Here is an 18921-nt window from a genome sequence, read left to right as displayed (position 1 = left end):
CGATCCATGCCCATTCCGGTAAGCGCCCTGCTCGGATCGCCCCGCCGCCTGGTGGCAGCCATCGTGATGTTCGTTGCCCTCGACCTGACGGTGCTGCTGATCAACCTGTGGATCGCCGACCAGGTTGCCCGCGACGCGGTAGCCATCAATCTGGCCGGCCGCCAGCGGATGCTGTCCCAGCAGACTACCAAGGCCCTGCTGCTGGCCACCGCTCCCAACGCCAGTTCCGACACCGCACACCAGGAGTTCAACGAGGCCTTCGGACTGTTCCGGCGGACGCTGAACGCGTTTGCAGAAGGCGGGGACACCCTCGGCGGCGATGGCAATCCCCTGCGGCTGGACAAGGTTGGCGACGCCGGAGCCCCAGCGGTGGAAACGGCCCGCAAGCTCATCGCTCCAGTCGAAGGCATCGCCTTTCAGGCCGCCCAGCCCCGCGCCGATGCGAGCGAACTCTCCTTAGCGGCGGACTACATGGTGCGCCACAACCGCGAGATCCTGGATCTGATGAACACCCTGACCTCGGTGCTCGAGCAGGAATCCGTGCGCCGCACCCACGAACTGCGTGCGATCCAGACCGGCGCCTTCGTACTGGCGCTGGCCAATTTCCTGCTCATCATCTTCGGCATGCTGGATAAGTATCGCAGCGTAGAGGCCGACAGCCGCCGTTGGCGGGAGATGGCTCGCCACGATCCACTGACTGGCATCGCCAACCGCAAGGCGTTTGTCGAAGCCGCCGAAGGCATCCTGTCGCGAGCCCGCATCGACAGCCAGGCCGGCACGCTGCTGCTGCTCGATCTGGACGGCTTCAAACCGATCAACGACAGCTTCGGCCATCTCGCCGGTGACCAGATCCTGATCAGCCTGGCCGACAGCTTCGAGAGCGCAGCCCGCGCCACCGACATCGTGGCGCGGATCGGCGGCGACGAATTCGTGATGCTCTGCCCCGCACTGCACGGGAACCGAGATATCGCGCTGTTCTGCGAACGGATCATCGCCAGCGTGGTAGCAGTGCCCGGCAACGACTTCCCCAGCTGCCGGCTCGGCATCAGCATCGGCGTATCCTGCTACCCGGACAACGGTTACGACCTGAACCATCTACTGGCCCTTGCCGACCAGGCCATGTACAAGGCCAAGGGCGCGGGCGGCAACCGTTGGCATACCGCCTGAGTGCCGGCCTCGCCATGCCTCACTTGTCGCAGATGCGACACAAGCATCCAAGACAACCCATTGATCCATAAACAAAAGAAGCCTGGCACCCAGCTTGCTTGCTCTCTCCGGTACGGAGAGAGCAATGAAACATCAACTGGACTGGTCATCCTATGAGACCGCCGGACAAGGCGACGCCTATGCCGGGATTCCGGCCAGCGGCGGCAATTTTGCCAAGGCCGTCGCGGTCTGCATCAGCGACCGCCTGTGCCAGCGCAAGCCGAAGGGCGTCATGTGCCCCAGCTTCCGCGCCACCGACGCCCCTGGCCAATCTCCCGGCGGGCGCGTCCTGCTGCTGAAGGCCACCCTCAACGGCGAGCTGGGCGAAGCGTCGTTCACCGATCCCCGCCTGGCCGCCGCAATGGACCTGTGCGTCGGCTGCAAAGGCTGCAAACGCGAATGCGCCAACCAGGTGGACATGGCGGCGATCAAGATCGAATATCAGGCCCAGCGCAACCTGGCCCTCGGCACACCGCGCCGCGACAGGCTCTTCGCCGCGCTGCCGCGGCTGCTGGCGCAGCATGGCGGGCTGCTCCGCCAACTGGTGAAGCTACGCAACCGCCTGCCGCTGCTGGCCCGTCTCGGTGAACGCTGGCTGGGCATCTCGGCCCGGCGCACGCTGCCCGAGCCCAGCCCGGAAGCCTACCAGCCACCTGCCGCCGGCAATGCCGAAGGGCGGGAGGTCATGCTCTTCGTGGATACCTTCGCGCGCCACTTCGACCCGGCCATCGCCCGGGCCGCCCACGCGGTCCTCAGCGCCGCCGGCTATCGCGTCATCAGCCTGGAGCCTTCTGCCGACGACGTCGCCCCCTCACGCCCCCTGTGCTGCGGCCGCACCTACCTGTCCCTGGGCCAGATCGAGGCAGCCCGCGCCGAAGCCCAGCGCATGCACACGGCCCTGCGGCCAGCCCTGGAGGCGGGAATTCCGATCGTCGGACTGGAACCCTCCTGCATCCTGTCGCTGCGTGACGACCATCTCAAACTGGGCCTCGGCACCGACGCGGAAAGGCTCGCCAAGCAGGTTTACCTCTTCGAGGAATTCATCGCCCGCGAACACGATCGCAAGCAGCTGCAGCTCAAGCTCAAGCCCCTGCCGGCCGGCAAGACCCTGGTGCATGGCCACTGCCACCAAAAGGCCGTCGGCGCGATGAAGTCCCTGCGCAAGGTACTGCGCCTGATCCCCGACTTCGAATTCGAGTTCATCGAAGCCAGCTGTTGCGGCATGGCCGGCAGCTTCGGCCTCGATGCCGAGCACCGGGACATCTCCTTTCAGATGGCCGAACTCGACCTCCTGCCGGCGCTGCGCAGGGCCCCCGACGCGATGGTGCTCGCCAACGGCTTCTCCTGCCGCCACCAGATCCTTGAAGGCGTGGAGCGGCAGGCGCAGCACGTGGCGCTCCTGCTCGAACGCGCACTGGCCTGACCGCATGCTGCTCACCGCGATGCGGACGCTCCCGCTGCTGCGTATCGGCCGCCTGTTCGACGAGGCGCAGGCGGATCAGCGGTTCCACCAGCTGCTCGCCGAAACCTCGTGGAACGACGGCTACTACCTTGCCGCCGGCCGGCGCTTCGCGCTGCCCCGCCTGCAGGCCTGGTATGCCGATCCCGGCATCGACTATCGCTACGCGGACAACCTGCACAACTCCCACGCCTGGACACCCACGCTGATCGCCCTACGCGAGCAAATCGAACGGGTTTCCGGACTGAGTTTCAACGCCGTCCTGCTCAACCTCTACCGCAACGGCCAGGATGCCGTGGGCTGGCATGCCGACGACGAGCCCGATCTGGGCCCCTCTCCGGCCATCGCGTCCCTGAGCCTGGGCGCCACCCGCAGCTTCTCGGTCCGCCCCCGCCCGCTGGGTGAGGCGCAGCATGTCCCGCTCCCCTCCGGCACCCTCCTGGTCATGGACCCGCCTTTCCAGCAGGACTGGGAGCATGCTGTCCTCGCAGATCCGCTCGTCATTCCGCCGCGCCTCAACCTGACATTCCGCCTGGTACGCCCGGAGGCATGACATTCGCGCACCAATCGCAGAGGCAGATCAACCTACAACGGTGCGGAAATGTCATCTGAAGGCACAAACCCGACACAATAAAAGGGTTTTTAAAAATATCAGCCCTTGAAACAATAATTATTAGATTCATGTACTTAACAATAAATCGCAATTTTTTCAAGGACATGGAACAAAGCTTGCTGCACGTTTGACCATAACGATCATCCGGAGCAGCAGCATGTTGGATACGGTCATAGTTGGCGGTGGTTTATGCGGGCTGGCGATTGCCAACGGCCTCGCGTCGCGCGGCGAAGAATTCGCCCTGTTCGAAGCCCGCACGCGCCTCGGTGGTCGCATCATGTCCAGCGACAACGCCACGCCAGGCTTGCCCGCCGATCTGGGCCCCACCTGGTTCTGGCCGGATACCCAACCCCGCATCGCCCGGCTGATCGCCGACCTGGGATTGCGCCAATTTGCCCAGGCCGACGGCGAGACCGTACTGCACCTCAAGGAGCCCAGCGCCGGCCCGGTCACCCTATCCGCCGGACCGGTGCACGGCGGTGCTCGACGGGTCTCCGGCGGCGTCGGTGCGCTGATCACAGCCCTCGCCAAACGCCTGCCGCGGCATAGCCTGAATTTCGGCCACGTGCTGATGGCCGTCCGTAATTGCGACAATCACGTGGAACTGCACTTTCTCCGCGGCTACGAACCGATCACCGTAAAGGCACGCCACGTGGTGCTGGCCGTTCCACCGCGCCTGCTCGAAGAGAGAGTGGATTTCTCGCCGGCCCTCTCCGCTCCGCTGCGCCAGATCCTGCGCGACACGCCCACCTGGATGGCGGGCAGCGCAAAGGCGATATGCGGTTTCGAACGCCCTTTCTGGCATGACGCCGGCCACACCGGCAACGCCTTCGTCACCCATCCGCAGGCGGTGCTGGCCGAGGTCTTCGATGCCAGCGACGAGCCGGCCGGTCGCGCCGCCCTAGGCGGTTTCGTCGCCATGCCACCGGCGCTGCGGGAGTCCTTCCGCAGCGGCCTGCCGATGCTGGTGCGCAGTCAGCTCGTGCAACTGTTCGGCGCCGCAGCGGAGCGCAGCACGCCGTTCATCCAGGACTGGGCATCGGAAGCCTACACCTGCAGCCTCCTCGACCACACCCCGCCGGATGGCCATCCGGAATACGGGAACCGGGCGCTGCGCCTGTCCCACTGGAACGACAAGCTCTACTTCGGCGGCTCGGAAACGGCCAGCTACGGCGGCGGCTACATGGAAGGCGCCCTCGAGGCAGCCGGCCGCATCCTCAAGGAACTGGCCCTCGACCGGGCCCTGATGAACTGAAACATCATGAGCATCGGAACCAACGACCTGTGCATCGCCCGCTTTTCGGCCTGGGTTGCCAAACAGCGCAAGCAGAGCTTCGACCGCTACCGGATCACCCTGCATCGGAACCTGTCGGCCCAGCGGCGCCAGCACCTGACCCAGCAAGCCATTCTCGACACGGCCGCCGTCCTTTTCCGCGAAGCGCTGGAAATGCTCTACGAACTGCCCTTCGACAGCCGCGGGGTCCGCGTGGAACGTGGCTGGTCGGCCCTCACGCTGCGTATCCTGGAGCCCTTCCAGGGTTTCTGCGAAGCCCTGCTGGACGACGCGCTGCGCTTCAACCGCAGCTCCTGCGCAATCTCCAACTTCGCCGAAGAGCACCTGCCCAGCGTGGATTACCAACTGGAAATGCGCCGGGAACTGGCCGCCGCCTGGAAGGATTTCGCGCTGACCGCCAACGACCTGCTAGTGGATACCGGCAGCCACGCGATGGCGGGCGTGGCCGCCTGAACGCGAGCGGCACACGCACCATGGAACCATTGGCGGAATCCCCGGCCGTCAGAGCCCCAGCTCGCTCCACATCGCATCGACCCGCGCCTTGACGGCCGCGTCCATGACGATGGGCGTGCCCCATTCCCGCTGGGTTTCGCCCGGCCACTTGTTGGTCGCGTCGAGGCCCATCTTCGAGCCCAGGCCTGCGACCGGACTGGCGAAGTCCAGGTAATCGATCGGCGTGTTGTCCACCAGCGTGGTGTCCCGCGTCGCATCCATGCGGGTGGTCAGCGCCCAGATCACTTCCTTCCAGTCACGAATATTCACATCGTCGTCCACGACGATGATGAACTTGGTGTACATGAACTGGCGCAGGAAGCTCCAGATGCCGAACATCACGCGCTTGGCGTGCCCCGGGTACTGCTTCTTGATGCTGACCACGGCCAGGCGGTAGGAACAGCCCTCCGGCGGCAGGTAGAAATCGACGATCTCGGTGAACTGCTTCTGCAGCAGCGGCACGAAGACTTCATTGAGGGCCAGGCCCAGCATCGCCGGCTCGTCGGGCGGCTTGCCGGTGTAGGTGCTGTGATAGATCGGGTCGCGCCGGCTGGTGATGCGCTCGATGGTGAACACCGGGAACTCGGCCTGCTCGTTGTAGTAGCCGGTGTGGTCGCCGTAAGGCCCTTCGAGGGCCGTTTCTCCGGGATGGATCACGCCTTCCAGCACGATCTCCGCCGAGGCCGGCACTTGCAGGTCGGAGCCCAGGCATTTCACCAGCTCGGTCTTGGCACCGCGCAGCAGACCGGCGAACTGGTATTCGGACAGGCTGTCCGGCACCGGCGTCACCGCGCCGAGGATGGTCGCCGGGTCGCAGCCCAGCACCACCGCCACCGGGAAGGGCTGGCCCGGGTTCGCCAGCTGGTGGTCGCGGAAATCCAGCGCGCCGCCGCGGTGGGCCAGCCAGCGCATGATGACCTTGTTGGATCCGAGCACCTGCTGGCGGTAGATACCCAGGTTCTGGCGGGTCTTGTTGGGGCCGCGGGTCACTACCAGGCCCCAGGTGATCAGCGGCGCCACGTCACCCGGCCAGCAGTGCTGGATCGGCAACTCGGCGAGGTTCACGCCCTTGCCTTCCTTCACCACCTCCTGGCAGGGCGCCGACGACACCGTCTTCGGCGACATGTTGAGCACCTGACGGAACACCGGCAGCTTGTCCCAGGCATCCTTCAGGCCCTTCGGCGGCTCCGGCTCCTTCAGGAAGGCCAGCAGCTTGCCGACCTCACGCAGAGCCCCCTGCCAGTCCTCCCCGCTCACGCCCATGCCCAGCGCCACCCGCTGCGGCGTGCCGAACAGATTGGCCAGCACCGGCACGCGATGGCCCTTGGGATTTTCGAAGAGGATCGCCGGCCCGCCGGCGCGCAGCACGCGGTCGCAGATCTCGGTCATTTCCAGGTGCGGATCGACTTCCGCCTTGATCCGCTTGAGCTCGCCGAGACGCTCCAGTTGGCTGATGAAATCCCGCAGGTCTGTGTATCGCATGGAAGGAATGGCTGGAATGGTTGAAAAGCGAACGGCCGCTGCTGCGGCCGTTCCTCGCCCGGATGCCGGGTAGTTCAGTCCAGCAAGGCGTTCACCGCCTTGATGTCCTCGTCACCGAGGGTACCCGCCGCCGCCTTCAGACGCAGCTGGGCGAGCAGCGTATCGTAGCGGGCCTTGGCCAGCCGCTGCTGGGTATCGTAGAGCTGGCTCTGGGCGTTCAGCACATCGATATTGATGCGCACACCAACGTCGTAGCCGAGCTTGTTGGCGTCGAGAGCAGAGCTGGACGACACCAGCGCCGCCTCGTAAGCCTTCACCTGGGCCAGGCCGCTGGTCACACCGAGATAGGCCTGACGGGCGCTCTGTGCCGAGTTGCGACGCGCGTTGTCGAGATCGGCACCGGCCTTGTCACGCAGCGCCATCGTCTCGCGGACGCGGGAGCTGGTCGCCCCGCCCTGGAACAACGGCACCGCTACCTGCACGCCGACCACCGTCGAATCGATGTCGTAACGCACCGGCGCAGTGGGCAGGATGGCCGCCGTCGAGGACACGGTATTGCCATGGCTGGCCACCAGGTCCACCGTCGGCAGATGGCCGGCGCGATTGCGCTCCACCTCCCGCCCAGCCAGTTCCGCCCCCAGCTGGGCCGCCTGTACGGACAGGTTGCTGCCTTCCGAGGCCGTGACCCAGGACTGGATGTCACCCGGCTCCGGCCGGCTCAGCGTGACGCCCTTGCGCATACCCTTGAGGCCATCGGTGTCCTTGCCGGTCAGCACCGACAACGCATGGCGCTTGACGGCCAGATCGCTGTCGGCTGCGATCATCTGTGCCGACGACAGGTCGGCCCGGGACTGGGCCTCGTGGACGTCGGTGATGGTCACGGTGCCGACCTCGAAGCTCTTCTTCGCCAGTGCGAGCTGCTGGCTGTTCGCTTCGTGCAGCGCGGTTGCCGCGGCCAGGACATCCTGGGCGGACAGTACGTCGAAATAGGCCTGGGCAGCACGCAAGGCGAGATCCTGACGCGCCTGGCGATATTGCACTTCGGCCAGCGCCACCTGGATTTCACCCTGCTTGAACTGCACCCAGTTCTGCCAGCGGAACAGGGGCTGGGTCAGCTGCACCTGCCAGCCGTGGCTGTTGAAGCCAACCGAGGAGCCCGCCGGACGGCGCGGATCCATGTCGTTCCAGGTGGTGTTGCCGGACAGGCCGATGGACGGTAGCAGCCCGGCACGCCCCTGCGGCAGTTTTTCCTGCCCCGCAGCGAGGGAGGCCCGGGCCGCGGCCAGCGGCGCATCGTAGGCCAGCGCATCGCGATAGACCTGTTCCAGATCTGCCGCCGACGCACCTGCCGCCAACAGCCCCGCTACCATCGCCACCGCCAGACGCTTCATCCCGTGCTCCGTCCCTGTTGCTCAGTACTGGGGCATGCTCGGGTTGACCTGGGCCGCCCACTGGGCCACGCCCCCTGCGAGGTTGATCAGATTGGTGAAGCCCTGGCGTTCCAGGAACATCGCCACCTGCATGCTGCGGCCGCCGTGATGGCAGATCACCACGATCTCCGCATCCGGCTCCAGTTCCTGCATGCGCGCCGGCACGCTGGCCATCGGCATCAGCACCGAGCCCGGAATGGCGCAGTACTGGAATTCGGAAGGCTCCCGGACATCGAGCAGGAAGGGCGACGGACGAGTCTCGTCCTGCAGCCATTCGGCCAGTTGCGGAGGGGTGATGTGATTCATCGCGGCTGTGCTCAGAAAGTGAAGTGGCTCTTCTGCGGCGCGTTGCGCATCATCGGAACCAGGTTTTCAAACAGGGACTCGGTGCGGAACTGGCTTTCGGACACACGGGTCACCAGCGTCGCGGTCATCAGCGGGGCTTCGCCGACGAAGGCAAACAGACGGCCGCCGACCTTGACCTGCTCCAGCAGGGAGTCGGCAATCCGCGGCACGCCGCCGGACACCACGATCAGGTCGTAAGGGGCATTGCCGGCCCAGCCGCTCACCGCATCGCCTTCTTCGACGATGACGTTCTCGACGCCATAGCGCTTGAGGTTGTCGTGGGCCATGTTGACCAGCGCCGGCTCGATGTCGACGGTGCGCACCCAATCGGCCTTGGCGGCGAGCAGTGCGGCGAAGTAACCGGAGCCGGCGCCGACCTCGAGCACCTTGTCGGAACGCTTGACCTGGATGGCCTGCAGGATCTTGCCTTCGATCACCGGGACCAGCATGCTGCCGCCGTGTCCGAGGGGGATCTCGGCTTCCGACAGGGCCAGAGACTTGTACGCTTCCGGCACGAACTCTTCACGGCGAACGCTCATCAGCAGGTCGAGGACGCCGAAGTCCAGAACCTCCCAGGGGCGGACCTGCTGCTCAACCATGTTGAATCGTGCTTGTTCGAAATTCATTGTGTGACTCCCGGATAAATATTAGCACAAGCTAATATTGATGATCTGCATGCCTGAATTGGTTGCGAAAAAACTTTCGAATTTTAGCTCAGTTGTGCACTGCGCAGATCATCCGTAGCACTCCCGCCCGGCGGCACCGGCTTCACCCGGTACCACGCGGCGTACAGCGCCGGCACGAACAGCAAGGTCAGCAGCGTGGCAACGATCAGGCCACCCATGATCGCCACCGCCATCGGCCCGAAGAAGGCGCTGCGGGTCAGCGGGATCATCGCCAGCACCGCCGCCGCTGCGGTCAGCGCGATGGGGCGCAGACGGCGCACCGCCGATTCGACGATGGCGTTCCAGGCCGGCAGGCCCTTGTGCATGTCCTGCTCGATCTGGTCCACCAGGATCACCGAGTTGCGCATGATCATGCCGAACAGGGCAATCGTACCGAGCATCGCGACGAAGCCGAAGGGCTGGTTGAACAGCAGCAGGAACAACACCACCCCGATCAGCCCCAGCGGCGCGGTCAGCACCACCATCGCCGTCCGCGAGAAGCTGTTGAGCTGCACCATCAGCACCGTAAGCACCACCCCGAGGAACAGCGGGAAGCCGGCATTGACCGAACTCTGCCCCTTGGCGCTCTCCTCCACCGCGCCGCCGGTCTCGATACGGTAACCGGCCGGCAGGCGCGCCTTGATGGGCTCAAGCAGCGGCTCCACCTGGGCGGTGACGGTCGGCGCCTGGACACGGCTGTCGTAGATCTGGCCACGCACGGTGATGCTCGGCTCCCGGTTGCGCCGCCACACCAGGCCCTGCTCGAAGGCGTAGCTGACCGTCGCCACCTGCCCCAGCGGCACCGACTTGCCGGTCCGCGTCGGAATCGACAATTCGGCGACAAGGGATAGCTTGTCGCGTTCGAAAGCATCGCCGCGCAGTACCACGTCGATGGACTCGATGCCTTCCCGATAACTGGTGGCCGCCAGGCCGCGCGACGAAGTGTTCAGGAAGTTGGCCACGTCCTGCGTGGACAAACCCAGCAGGCGCGCCTTGTGCTGATCCACCTCGACCTTCAGCACCTTGGACTGCTCGTCCCAGTCGAGTTGCACGTCGGACAGGCTGGCATTGCCGCGCATCACCCCGGCCACCTCGGCCGCGTAGTGGCGCACCGTCGCGATGTCCGGCCCGTTCACACGGAACTGCACCGGGAAGCCCACCGGCGGACCGTTCTCCAGACGCGTGATGTTGGCGCGCAGGTTGGCGAAATCCCGCTTGAAGAGTTCGATCATGCGCTCCCGCAGCGCCTCCCGGGCCGGGATGCTGTCGGTCAGGATCACGAACTGCGCGAAATTGGCGGCCGGCAGCTGCTGGTCCAGCGGCAGGTAAAAGCGCGGGCTACCGGTACCTACATAGGCCACGTAGTTCTGGATGCCCTCTTCCCTGTCGAGGATGCGCTCCAGCCGCTCCGCCTCGGCCTGGGTCGCACGCAAACTGGCACCCTCAGGCAGGCGCAGGTCGATGAGCAGCTCCAATCGCGTGGAGTTCGGGAAGAACTGCTGCTGCACGAGGCCGAAGCCGACGATCGCCACAATGAAGATCCCCAGCGTCGTGGCGATCACCACCCAGCGCTTGGCCACGCACCAATCCACAACGGCGCGGAAGCGGTTGTAAAACGGCGTGCGGAACACCGCGTCCTCGTCCCCTTCCACGTGCGGGTCGCCAAGGCCGATACGATCCTTGAAGCGTTCCAGGCGCGGAAAGCGGCGTGCAAACCAGCTGGTGTTCTTCGGCGCCCGCGGATCGGGCAGCAGCACGTAGCCCAGGTAGGGCACCACCACCACCGCGGCCAGCCAGGACGCCAGCAACGCGATCGCATTCACCTGGAAGATCGAGCGGGTGTATTCGCCGGTGGAAGACTGCGCGGTGGCGATCGGCAGGAAACCGGCCACGGTCACCAGCGTACCGGACAGCATCGGGCCGGCCGTGCTGGTATAGGCGAAGGCCGCCGCCTTCGAGCGCTCCCAGCCCTGCTCCATCTTCACCAGCATCATCTCGACGGCGATGATCGCGTCATCCACCAGCAGGCCCAGCGCGAGGATCAGCGCGCCCAGGGAGATCTTGTGCAGGCCCACGTCGAACAGGCGCATGCCGAAGAAGGTCACGCCGAGCACCAGCGGGATCGACAACGCCACCACCAGACCGGTGCGCAGACCCAGCGAGAAGAAGCACACCACCAGCACGATGATCACCGCCTCGGCCAGGGAGTGCACGAACTCGCTGACCGAGCGCTGCACCGCCTCCGGCTGGCTGGCCACCTCCTTCAACTCAAGGCCGACCGGCAATTGGGACTGGATGCGCGCCACGGTGGTTTTCAGATCGTCGCCCAGCTCGATGATGTCGCCGCCCTTGGCCATCGACACGCCCAGGCCCAGCGCATCCTGGCCCCTGAAGCGGAAGCGCGGCGCCGGCGGCTCGACGAAGCCCCGCGCAACGGTGGCGATGTCGCCGATGCGGAACTCCCGCCCGCCGGCCTGGATGCGCGTCTCGCGGATCGCCTCGACGGTGTCGTAGGCGCCGCTCGGGCGCAGGTAGATGCGTTCGTTCTTCGTCTCGAAGTAGCCGCCGGGGGCCACCGCGTTCTGGCGCGCCAGCGCATCGGTCACCGTCTGCACGTCCAGCCCGAGAGTGGCGAGCTTGGTGTTGGACAGCTCCACGTAGATGCGCTGTTCCTGCTCGCCGATCAGGTCCACCTTGGCCACGTTGGGCACCCGCAGCAGCTCGGCGCGGATCTTGTCGCTCTCGGCCTTCAGGCGGGCGTAGTCGAAGCCGTCGCCGGTCAGCGCGTAGATGTTGCCGAACACGTCGCCGAACTCGTCATTGAAGTAGGGCCCGCGGATGCCCGCCGGTAGCGTGCCCTTGATGTCGCCGATCTTCTTGCGCACCTGGTAGAAGATGTCCGGCACGTCCTTGGCGGGGGTCGAATCCTTGGCGACGAACAGCACTACCGACTCGCCTGGCCGCGAATAGCTGCGCATGTAGTCCACGTTGGGGACCTCCTGCAGCTTCTTCTCGATGCGGTCGGTCAGCTGTTCCTCGGTCTCCCGTGCCGACGCCCCCGGCCATTCGGTGCGCACCACCATCACCTTGAAGGTGAAGGGCGGATCCTCGGACTGGCCGAGCTGCTGGTAGGACAGGATGCCGACCAGCGCCAGCGCGACGATCAGGTAGCGGACCAGGGGCTGGTGGCGCAGCGCCCATTCCGACAGGTTGAAATGCTTCACGCGCCGCCCCCCGCCGCTTTCACGCTCACCGGGGCTGGTGCGGGCGCGGGCTGATTGGACGCCACCGGCTGCAGCAGCTGGCCGGCGACGATCTTGTGCACGCCGGCCGCGGCGATGGTCTCGCCGGGCTTCACGCCGTCTGCGATCAGCACGCCATCCTCCCGGTACTGGCGCACCGTCACCGGCCGCAGCACCGGCTTGACCAGCGCGCCCTCGGCCTGCATCACCCACACCGCGCTGCGGCCGTCGTGTTCAAATACCGCCGTTGCGGGCACCAGCAGGACGCCGGCCGCAGCCTGGGCGTCCGGCAGCACCACATTGGCGGTCATGCCCAACTGCAGTGTTGGGGTCGGATCGACGATGCTGACCCGCACGGCGTAGGTACGGGTCGCCGCGTCGGCGCTCGGCGCGATCTCGCGGACCTTGCCATGCAACACCGCATCGGGCTGGGCCCACAGGCGGATCTCGATATCCTTCGCCGCGCGCAGCGCCGACAAACGGCTTTCCGGCACGGCGATCAGCACCTCCCGCTCACCATCGCGGGCCAGCTTCATGACGACAGCGGAATCCTTGACCACCTGCCCGACTTCCGCGCTGACCGCGGTGATCACGCCGGCCTGGTCGGCCACCAGTGTTGTGTAGCCGCTCTGGTTGCCGGCCACGGTCGCCTGCGCGCGGGCCTGGGCGACACGCGCCTCAGCCGACTTGAAGGTGGACTCCTTGGCATCCAGCACGCTGCGGCTGACGAAGTTCTTGCCGACCAGATCCCGGTAGCGCTCGACCTCGGCTTTCGCAAAGGCATACTCGTTCTGCGCCGCCGCCAGCTGGGCACGGGCCGCTTCCGCGTTGAGACCGGCGTCGCTCGGGTCCAGCCTGGCCAGCACCTGACCCGGCTTCACTGTCGTCCCCACGTCCACGCGGCGCTCGATGATCTTGCCGGTGATACGGAACGCCAGGTCCGACTCATAGCGCGCCCGCACCTCGCCGGCATACAGCGCACCGGCTGCCACCGGCGCCAGGGCCAGCTTGTGGACGAGCACCGGACGCGGCGCCTCAGCCACCGGGGCCGGCTTCGAACAGGCAGCCAACACCGCTGCAGCAAGGAAACTCAGGGCCAGACTGCGCTTCATCGGGGGGACTCCTCGCGGGGCGCGACCAGCAGGCCGCGGAAGATCATGTCGAAATAGGTATCGAAATAGGTGTCGGACGCCAGACTCGGCGCAGCACAGCCCACCACGCAGCTGGCCATCGAGTTCTTCCAGACGGACAGCATCAGCAACGGGAAGAACACCAGCTGGCGCAGGGTCGGCACGTCCAGCGGACGGAACACACCGCGCTCGATACCGATGTCTATGGCATTGCCGAGCAGCGCCATCCAGCGCACGATGACGGCCTCGTGGTGATAACGGGCGACCTCCGGGAAATTGCCCGCCTCGGCGATGATCAGCTTGGAAATGCCGCCCAGGTCGGTCTGGCCGACCTTCTGCCACCAATCGAGCAGAATCTCCCGCAGCAAACGCTCCGGGTCGTCCCTGAGGGTTTCCAGCTTGGCCTCCATCTCATCGAAGAGCGGCAGCACGCCTTCTTCGATGACCGCCTTGAAGAGCGCTTCCTTGCTGTCGAAATAGAGGTACAGCGTGCCCTTGGATACCCCCGCGCGGGCCGCCACCTCATCCAGGCGCGTCGCTGCGAAGCCCTTTTCGATGAACAGGGACAGTGCGGCAGCGGCGAGTTCGGAGGGGCGGGCCTCCTTGCGGCGTTGACGGCGGATGGGGTCGTTGGGACTCATGGCATCGAATTACTGACTAACCGGTCAGTAATTTAGCCAAAGCGCCGCGCGGAGTAAAGGACAAATGAAAGAAGCTGGACGCGCGCATCAAGCCAGCGGCTTGCGGCCCCTGTCCGACCTATTCCTCGTCGTCGCTCCGGAGCTTCTTGAGCTTGTACCAGAGGGTTCGCTCGCTGATCCCCAGCTGCGCCGCCGCGCGGGTCTTGTTGCCGTCGCAACGGCTCAGGGCCGCTTCGATCATGCGCCGTTCGAGAGCCTCGACGACCTCATGCATAGGGCCTTCGGGCAAGGCCACGTCAGAGGCACCGACGGCCGGCACGACCGGCTGCGTATCGAAGACGAAATGCACCTGCCGCAGAGTGCCGCCGCCGGCCAGCACCAGCGCCCGCTCGACCATGTTCTCCAGCTCCCGCACGTTGCCGGGCCAAGCGTAGGTGGCCAGATGCTCGTAAAGCCCCGGCTCCGCCAGCGGCGTGGCACCGCTACGCCCGTGCTTGGCGGCAAAGTGGGCGACCAGGCCGGGAATGTCCTCCTTGCGCTCACGCAGCGGTGGCAGCGCGATGGCGAACACATTGAGGCGATAGAACAGATCCTCCCGCAACTGCCCGTCGGCAATCGCCTGCCGCGGGTCCCTATTGGTGGCGGCAATCATGCGCAGGTCGAGGGTGATCGTCCGGTTGGAGCCTAGGCGCTCCAGCGTGCCCTCCTGCAGCACCCGCAACAGCTTGGCCTGCAGGGCCATCGGCATCTCGGTGAGTTCGTCGAGGAACAGGGTGCCGCCGTCGGCCAGTTCGAACTTGCCGACCCGCTCCTTCACCGCACCGGTGAAGGCCCCCTTCTCGTGGCCGAACAGCTCACTCTCCAGCATCTCGGCGGGAATCGCCGCGCAATTGATCGGTACGAAGAGCCGCTCGGCCCGCGGCGAGGCCGCGTGGATCGCCCGCGCGGCGAGTTCCTTGCCGGTGCCGGTCTCGCCGGTGATCATCACCGTCGCCTTGCTCGGTGCCACCTGGCGGATTTGCTGGTAGACGGCTTGCATCGGCGCGCTGGTGCCAACGAAGCCCTCCCAGCCGCGGTTCAGCTCCTCCCGCAAGAAGGCGTTCTGGCGGCTCATGCGGGCTGAGCCAAGCACCCGCTCGATGGCCAGTTCCAGGGCCTCCAGGTCGAAGGGCCGCAGCAGATAGTCGCTGGCGCCGCGCTTCATCGCATCCACCGCCGACTCCACCGTGCCGTGGGCGGTGATGACGATCACCGGCACCGCCAGCCCTTCCTCGCGCAGGCGCGACAGCAGCGTGATGCCGTCCATGTGCGGCATGCGCATGTCGGTGATGATCAGGTCGAGGGGGTTCTCGCGGGCCAACTCCAGCGCTTCCAGGCCGTCACCGGCGGAGAAGACCGTGTGCCCCATCTGGCGCAGCATGATCTCCAGCACGCGGCGCATGTGGGGTTCGTCGTCGGCGACGAGGATGTAACTCGGGTTCATGAGCTGTGCGGCCCCGCATGACGGGGTAGGCGAAGGGTGAACAAGGCACCGCCAAGGGGGCTCTGCCCCGCCACGATGGTGCCGCCATGAGCCTGGACGATCTGCTGCACGATGGCGAGGCCGAGGCCCACGCCGCCTTCCCGGCGAAAGAAGAACGCCTCGAAGATGCGCTCGCGCTCCTCCGCCACGATGCCCGGCCCGTCGTCGCCGATGCCGATCTCCAGCGCATCGCCGAGATCCACGCTGAAAGCCTTGACGGTGCCACCTTCCGGCAGGATCTGCAGCGCGTTGAGGATCAGGTTGAGAAAAACCTGACTCATCTGCTCCGCGTCCAGTTCAGCAACCGGATCCGTCGCATCCAGGGCTTCGGCGAAGACCACCTGTTTCTTGGACGCCTGGCCCGCAAGCAGCGCGAAACAGCGGCGGATCAGACCGTGGACATCGGTCGGCACGAACACCGGCGCCCGCGGCCGGGCGCTGTCGAGCATCGTCGATACCAGCCGGTTGAGCCTCTCGGTCTCGCTGTCGATGAAGCCGGTCATCTCCCGCCCTTCCGGCGACAGACCCGGCTCCCGCCGCAGCATCTGCGCCGATGAGCGGATGATTCCAAGCGGCGTACGCACCTCGTGGGCAATCACCGAAGCCATCTCACCGACCATCGCCAGCTTGGAGGCCCGCACCAGGTTGCGCTGGGATTCGTCGATGTGGCCGACCATTTCCACGAAAGCCGTCGACAGTTCGCCGACCTCTCCGGCCCCACCGGGCGGCGCGCCGGCCAGACGACCATCGCGCCGGTAACGGCGGGTGAACTCGGTCAACGCAACGATGGGCCGGGCGATCGCTCCGCTGACCCACGCTGCCAGCAGCAGGGTCGCGCCCACCAGCGCCCCGAGCAGCAGCAGCGCGATCGCCACCATGCGGTGAATCGGTGCCAGCGCCTCGTCGAGGGGCTGGATCACCAATGTGCGCCAGCCCAGGCCTTCGAAACCGCCAAAGGCCGCAGCCCGGCCAACGCCGACCGCCACCGTCGCGCCATAGGCCGGCGTCGCATCGAGCACGTAAGCACCGGCCGCCGTCGGGATGCGGGCCCATCCGCTCGCCAGCCCGGAGTCTGCCGACAGGCCGTCGCGCAGGCGGCGGGATGCCGCAATCAGACGACCGCTGCCGTCGATGATGGCCAGCGTGCGACCGTCGCCGGCGGCCCGGTCGAGCATCGCATCCACCTGTTGCCAGTCGAACTCCAGGCGCAGTTCGCCAAGGGGCGCATCGTCGAAACGGGACAGGATGGGCGCGCCGATCGACAGGCTGGCCGCCGGTCCCACAGCCCCCAGCGCCGGCAGGCTGAGTGCCAGCGGAGTGCCGGACAGGCTCACTTTCCGGTCAGATCGATCATGCTTGATCACCTGGCCTAAAGCGGCTGGCCGACTACTGGCGACGATCCGCCCGGCTGTGTCCAACGCCGACAGATCCCGATACACCCCGCCGTAGCCTTCCTGCAGGCGGGCGAGGAACGCGGACAGGCGGCGATCCACGTCCTGCACCTGCAGATCCTGCATGACCTCCAGGCGACTCCAGATCGCGGCGTTCTGCAGACGCTCGAACAGGACCTTGTCCAGGTCGGCGGCAATCGCCCCCGCCTGGCTGGCCAGGCTTTGCTCGATCTCGGCCTGCAAGGCCTGGCGCGCCTTGACAAACGCCAGGCCGGCCAGAAGTATGGCGGGCGCCAGGGCCACCACGACGAAGGCCTTGAGCAGGGTGCTGCGGATCGTTACCGGTCTGGGCACGTTATCGACGGAGAACCGCATCGGGACATGGACTGCCGAGTATACGAAAAAGCGCGGGCCTGCCTGTACGTCCTGCTGCCGGCCCTGCTTCTGCTGAACACCCAGGCCCGGGCCGACGACGGGGATGAAGCCCCGACGCCGATCCGCCTCGGCAACTACGAACTGGGGCGTGGCCTGCCCCTCGGCGACAGCGGCTTCACCGTCGGCGGCTACGCCACCGCGCGCTACGACGACGTTCGCGGCCGCGATCCACGCGTGACGGCCGACCACCTGAGCCTGATGCTGTGGTGGGAAGGCGGCGGGCGGCTCAAGTTCTTCTCTGAGACCGACTTCGAGGAAAGCCTGGCGACCAAGCGCACCGGCCCGGACGAAGAGCGCTTCCTGGCTCTGGAGCGTTTCTACTTCGACTACACCGTCAACGACACCGCCACCGTACGCGTCGGCAAGTTCCTGACCCCGATCGGGCGCTGGAACCCGATCCACGCCGACCCGCTGGTGTGGACCACGTCCCGCCCGATGGTGACCCACGCGGTCTTCCCCGGCTACGCCACCGGCGTGATGCTGCAGGGCACGACCGAAATCGGCGAGCGGGAGATGGACTACTCCGTTTACGTTTCGTCCGGCACCGAACTGCGCCGCAAGCCCGCCGAAGACCCGTTCACCGAAGCCCGCGGCGTGCACTTCAACCTGCCGGTCAGCAGCAAACTGCAGGTCGGCCTGTCCCTCGTCGATTTCGAGCAGGACCAGACCCGGGGCGAGCGCAAGCGCCTGGCCGGCATGGATTTCCTGTGGACCCACAATCGCTGGGAGATCTCCGGCGAAGGCATCTACCGCGGCTCCAGCGCCGGCGCACCGCATACCGAGAAAGGCGGCTTCGTGCAGGTGGTGGCGCCACTGCGAGGCCGCCTCTACGCCGTCGGCCGCTTCGAGCAAATGCGCCTGGACGGCACCGACCACCCGGCCCGCAACTGGGTCGCCGGCCTCAACTACCGCTACGACCGGGCCCTGTCCCTGAAGGCCGAGGTCACCGGCGGCAGTCACTTGCCCGACGGCACGCCGGAAGGCCTGCTGGCCTCCATCAGCGTGCTGTTCTGAGCCCACTGATGTCCTTCGTCCCCATCCTGCGCCGCGGCATCGCAGCGTGCCTCGCACCGCTACTGCTCGGTGCCGCCGGCCTGGCCGACGCCGCCGAGTTGTCCGGTATCGCAGTGATCGTCACGCCCGGCTACCCGATCCGCGACCTGGACAAGCACGAGCTGGCACTGATCTTCAAGCGCAAGAAACGCCTGTGGCCGGACGGCCGCCGGATTGCACCGGTCAATCTGCCGGCCGGCCAGAACATCCGGCGGGCCTTCTCCGTCGCCGTGCTCGGCCATACGCCGGAGGAAATGGACGACTACTGGCGCGACCAGTACTTCCATGGCGAACTGCCTCCCTTCGTCGCCAGTTCCGAGGAGGCCGTGATCCGCCTCATCGCCACCACGCCGGGCGCCATCGGCTACGTGCCGGTCTGCCTCGCCGACAAGCGGGTGAATGTGGTGCTGACGATAGACGACGGCCTGCCCTGCCCGCGCTGACGCCTGCAATCCCTGTCTACCTTTTTTGCAGTACTGCAAGTTCTTGCAGTCCTTTCGCAAGGCCCTGACGCCCCCGCA

At 66.3% G+C, this 18921-nt stretch carries 16 protein-coding genes; 7 read left to right on the top strand and 9 right to left on the bottom strand.

Annotated elements, in window-relative coordinates; all coding sequences use genetic code 11:
* Positions 1-6: 6 nt before the first annotated feature.
* From AC1PQG_RS02525 to AC1PQG_RS02505, 5 genes are all read left to right on the top strand, one after another.
* Complete coding sequence (locus AC1PQG_RS02525; protein ID WP_481121105.1) at positions 7-1167, top strand: diguanylate cyclase domain-containing protein; 1161 nt, start codon at positions 7-9, stop codon at positions 1165-1167.
* Positions 1168-1291: 124 nt separating this feature from the next.
* Positions 1292-2629, top strand: a complete 1338-nt coding sequence (locus AC1PQG_RS02520; protein WP_481121104.1) for a (Fe-S)-binding protein — start codon at positions 1292-1294, stop codon at positions 2627-2629.
* Between the two features lie 19 nt (positions 2630-2648).
* On the top strand, positions 2649-3218 hold the full coding sequence (locus AC1PQG_RS02515; protein WP_481121103.1) for an alpha-ketoglutarate-dependent dioxygenase AlkB family protein: 570 nt from the start codon (positions 2649-2651) through the stop codon (positions 3216-3218).
* Between the two features lie 217 nt (positions 3219-3435).
* On the top strand, positions 3436-4533 hold the full coding sequence (locus tag AC1PQG_RS02510; RefSeq protein ID WP_481121102.1) for a flavin monoamine oxidase family protein: 1098 nt from the start codon (positions 3436-3438) through the stop codon (positions 4531-4533).
* 6 nt (positions 4534-4539) lie between these two features.
* A complete protein-coding gene (locus AC1PQG_RS02505) occupies positions 4540-5025 on the top strand; it encodes a hypothetical protein (protein WP_481121101.1) in 486 nt (161 codons plus the stop codon).
* A 48-nt stretch (positions 5026-5073) separates the two neighbouring features.
* Here AC1PQG_RS02505 and ubiD read toward each other — a convergent pair whose 3' ends face one another.
* The 9 genes from ubiD to AC1PQG_RS02460 all read right to left on the bottom strand — a co-directional run bounded on the left by ubiD (position 5074) and on the right by AC1PQG_RS02460 (position 17287).
* Positions 5074-6546 (bottom strand): 4-hydroxy-3-polyprenylbenzoate decarboxylase, encoded by a 1473-nt coding sequence (gene ubiD / locus AC1PQG_RS02500; protein ID WP_481121100.1) that lies wholly within the window; start codon positions 6544-6546, stop codon positions 5074-5076.
* Between the two features lie 74 nt (positions 6547-6620).
* Positions 6621-7937 (bottom strand): TolC family outer membrane protein, encoded by a 1317-nt coding sequence (locus AC1PQG_RS02495; RefSeq protein ID WP_481121099.1) that lies wholly within the window; start codon positions 7935-7937, stop codon positions 6621-6623.
* A 21-nt stretch (positions 7938-7958) separates the two neighbouring features.
* Positions 7959-8282, bottom strand: coding sequence for a rhodanese-like domain-containing protein (locus AC1PQG_RS02490; RefSeq protein ID WP_481121098.1), 324 nt, complete (start codon positions 8280-8282; stop codon positions 7959-7961).
* A gap of 11 nt (positions 8283-8293) precedes the next feature.
* On the bottom strand, positions 8294-8947 hold the full coding sequence (locus AC1PQG_RS02485; protein ID WP_481121097.1) for a protein-L-isoaspartate O-methyltransferase family protein: 654 nt from the start codon (positions 8945-8947) through the stop codon (positions 8294-8296).
* Positions 8948-9030: 83 nt separating this feature from the next.
* On the bottom strand, positions 9031-12210 hold the full coding sequence (locus AC1PQG_RS02480) for an efflux RND transporter permease subunit (protein WP_481121096.1): 3180 nt from the start codon (positions 12208-12210) through the stop codon (positions 9031-9033).
* Positions 12207-13340 carry an efflux RND transporter periplasmic adaptor subunit gene (locus AC1PQG_RS02475; RefSeq protein WP_481121095.1) on the bottom strand — a complete coding sequence of 378 codons (1134 nt, stop codon included), beginning with the start codon at positions 13338-13340 and terminating at the stop codon, positions 12207-12209. The genes AC1PQG_RS02480 and AC1PQG_RS02475 overlap by 4 nt, the downstream gene beginning before the upstream one ends.
* On the bottom strand, positions 13337-13999 hold the full coding sequence (locus AC1PQG_RS02470; RefSeq protein ID WP_481121094.1) for a TetR/AcrR family transcriptional regulator: 663 nt from the start codon (positions 13997-13999) through the stop codon (positions 13337-13339). The genes AC1PQG_RS02475 and AC1PQG_RS02470 overlap by 4 nt, the downstream gene beginning before the upstream one ends.
* A 118-nt stretch (positions 14000-14117) precedes the next feature.
* The gene (locus AC1PQG_RS02465; RefSeq protein WP_481121093.1) at positions 14118-15482 is read right to left on the bottom strand and encodes a sigma-54-dependent transcriptional regulator; all 1365 of its coding nucleotides are present in this window, start codon (positions 15480-15482) and stop codon (positions 14118-14120) included.
* A complete protein-coding gene (locus tag AC1PQG_RS02460) occupies positions 15479-17287 on the bottom strand; it encodes a sensor histidine kinase (protein ID WP_481121092.1) in 1809 nt (602 codons plus the stop codon). The genes AC1PQG_RS02465 and AC1PQG_RS02460 overlap by 4 nt, the downstream gene beginning before the upstream one ends.
* Positions 17288-17293: 6 nt before the next feature.
* Between AC1PQG_RS02460 and AC1PQG_RS02455 the strand changes: the two genes are divergently transcribed.
* Together AC1PQG_RS02455 and AC1PQG_RS02450 are read left to right on the top strand one after the other, a co-directional pair.
* Complete coding sequence (locus AC1PQG_RS02455; protein ID WP_481121091.1) at positions 17294-18361, top strand: hypothetical protein; 1068 nt, start codon at positions 17294-17296, stop codon at positions 18359-18361.
* Positions 18362-18369: 8 nt separating this feature from the next.
* Positions 18370-18843, top strand: coding sequence for a type 2 periplasmic-binding domain-containing protein (locus AC1PQG_RS02450; RefSeq protein WP_481121090.1), 474 nt, complete (start codon positions 18370-18372; stop codon positions 18841-18843).
* Positions 18844-18921: the final 78 nt, after the last annotated feature.

The sequence above is a fragment of the Zoogloea sp. GDB6 genome, from assembly GCF_056724105.1.
Note: the sequence above shows the minus strand (reverse complement) of the source record. Positions and strands in the feature narration are given on the sequence as shown.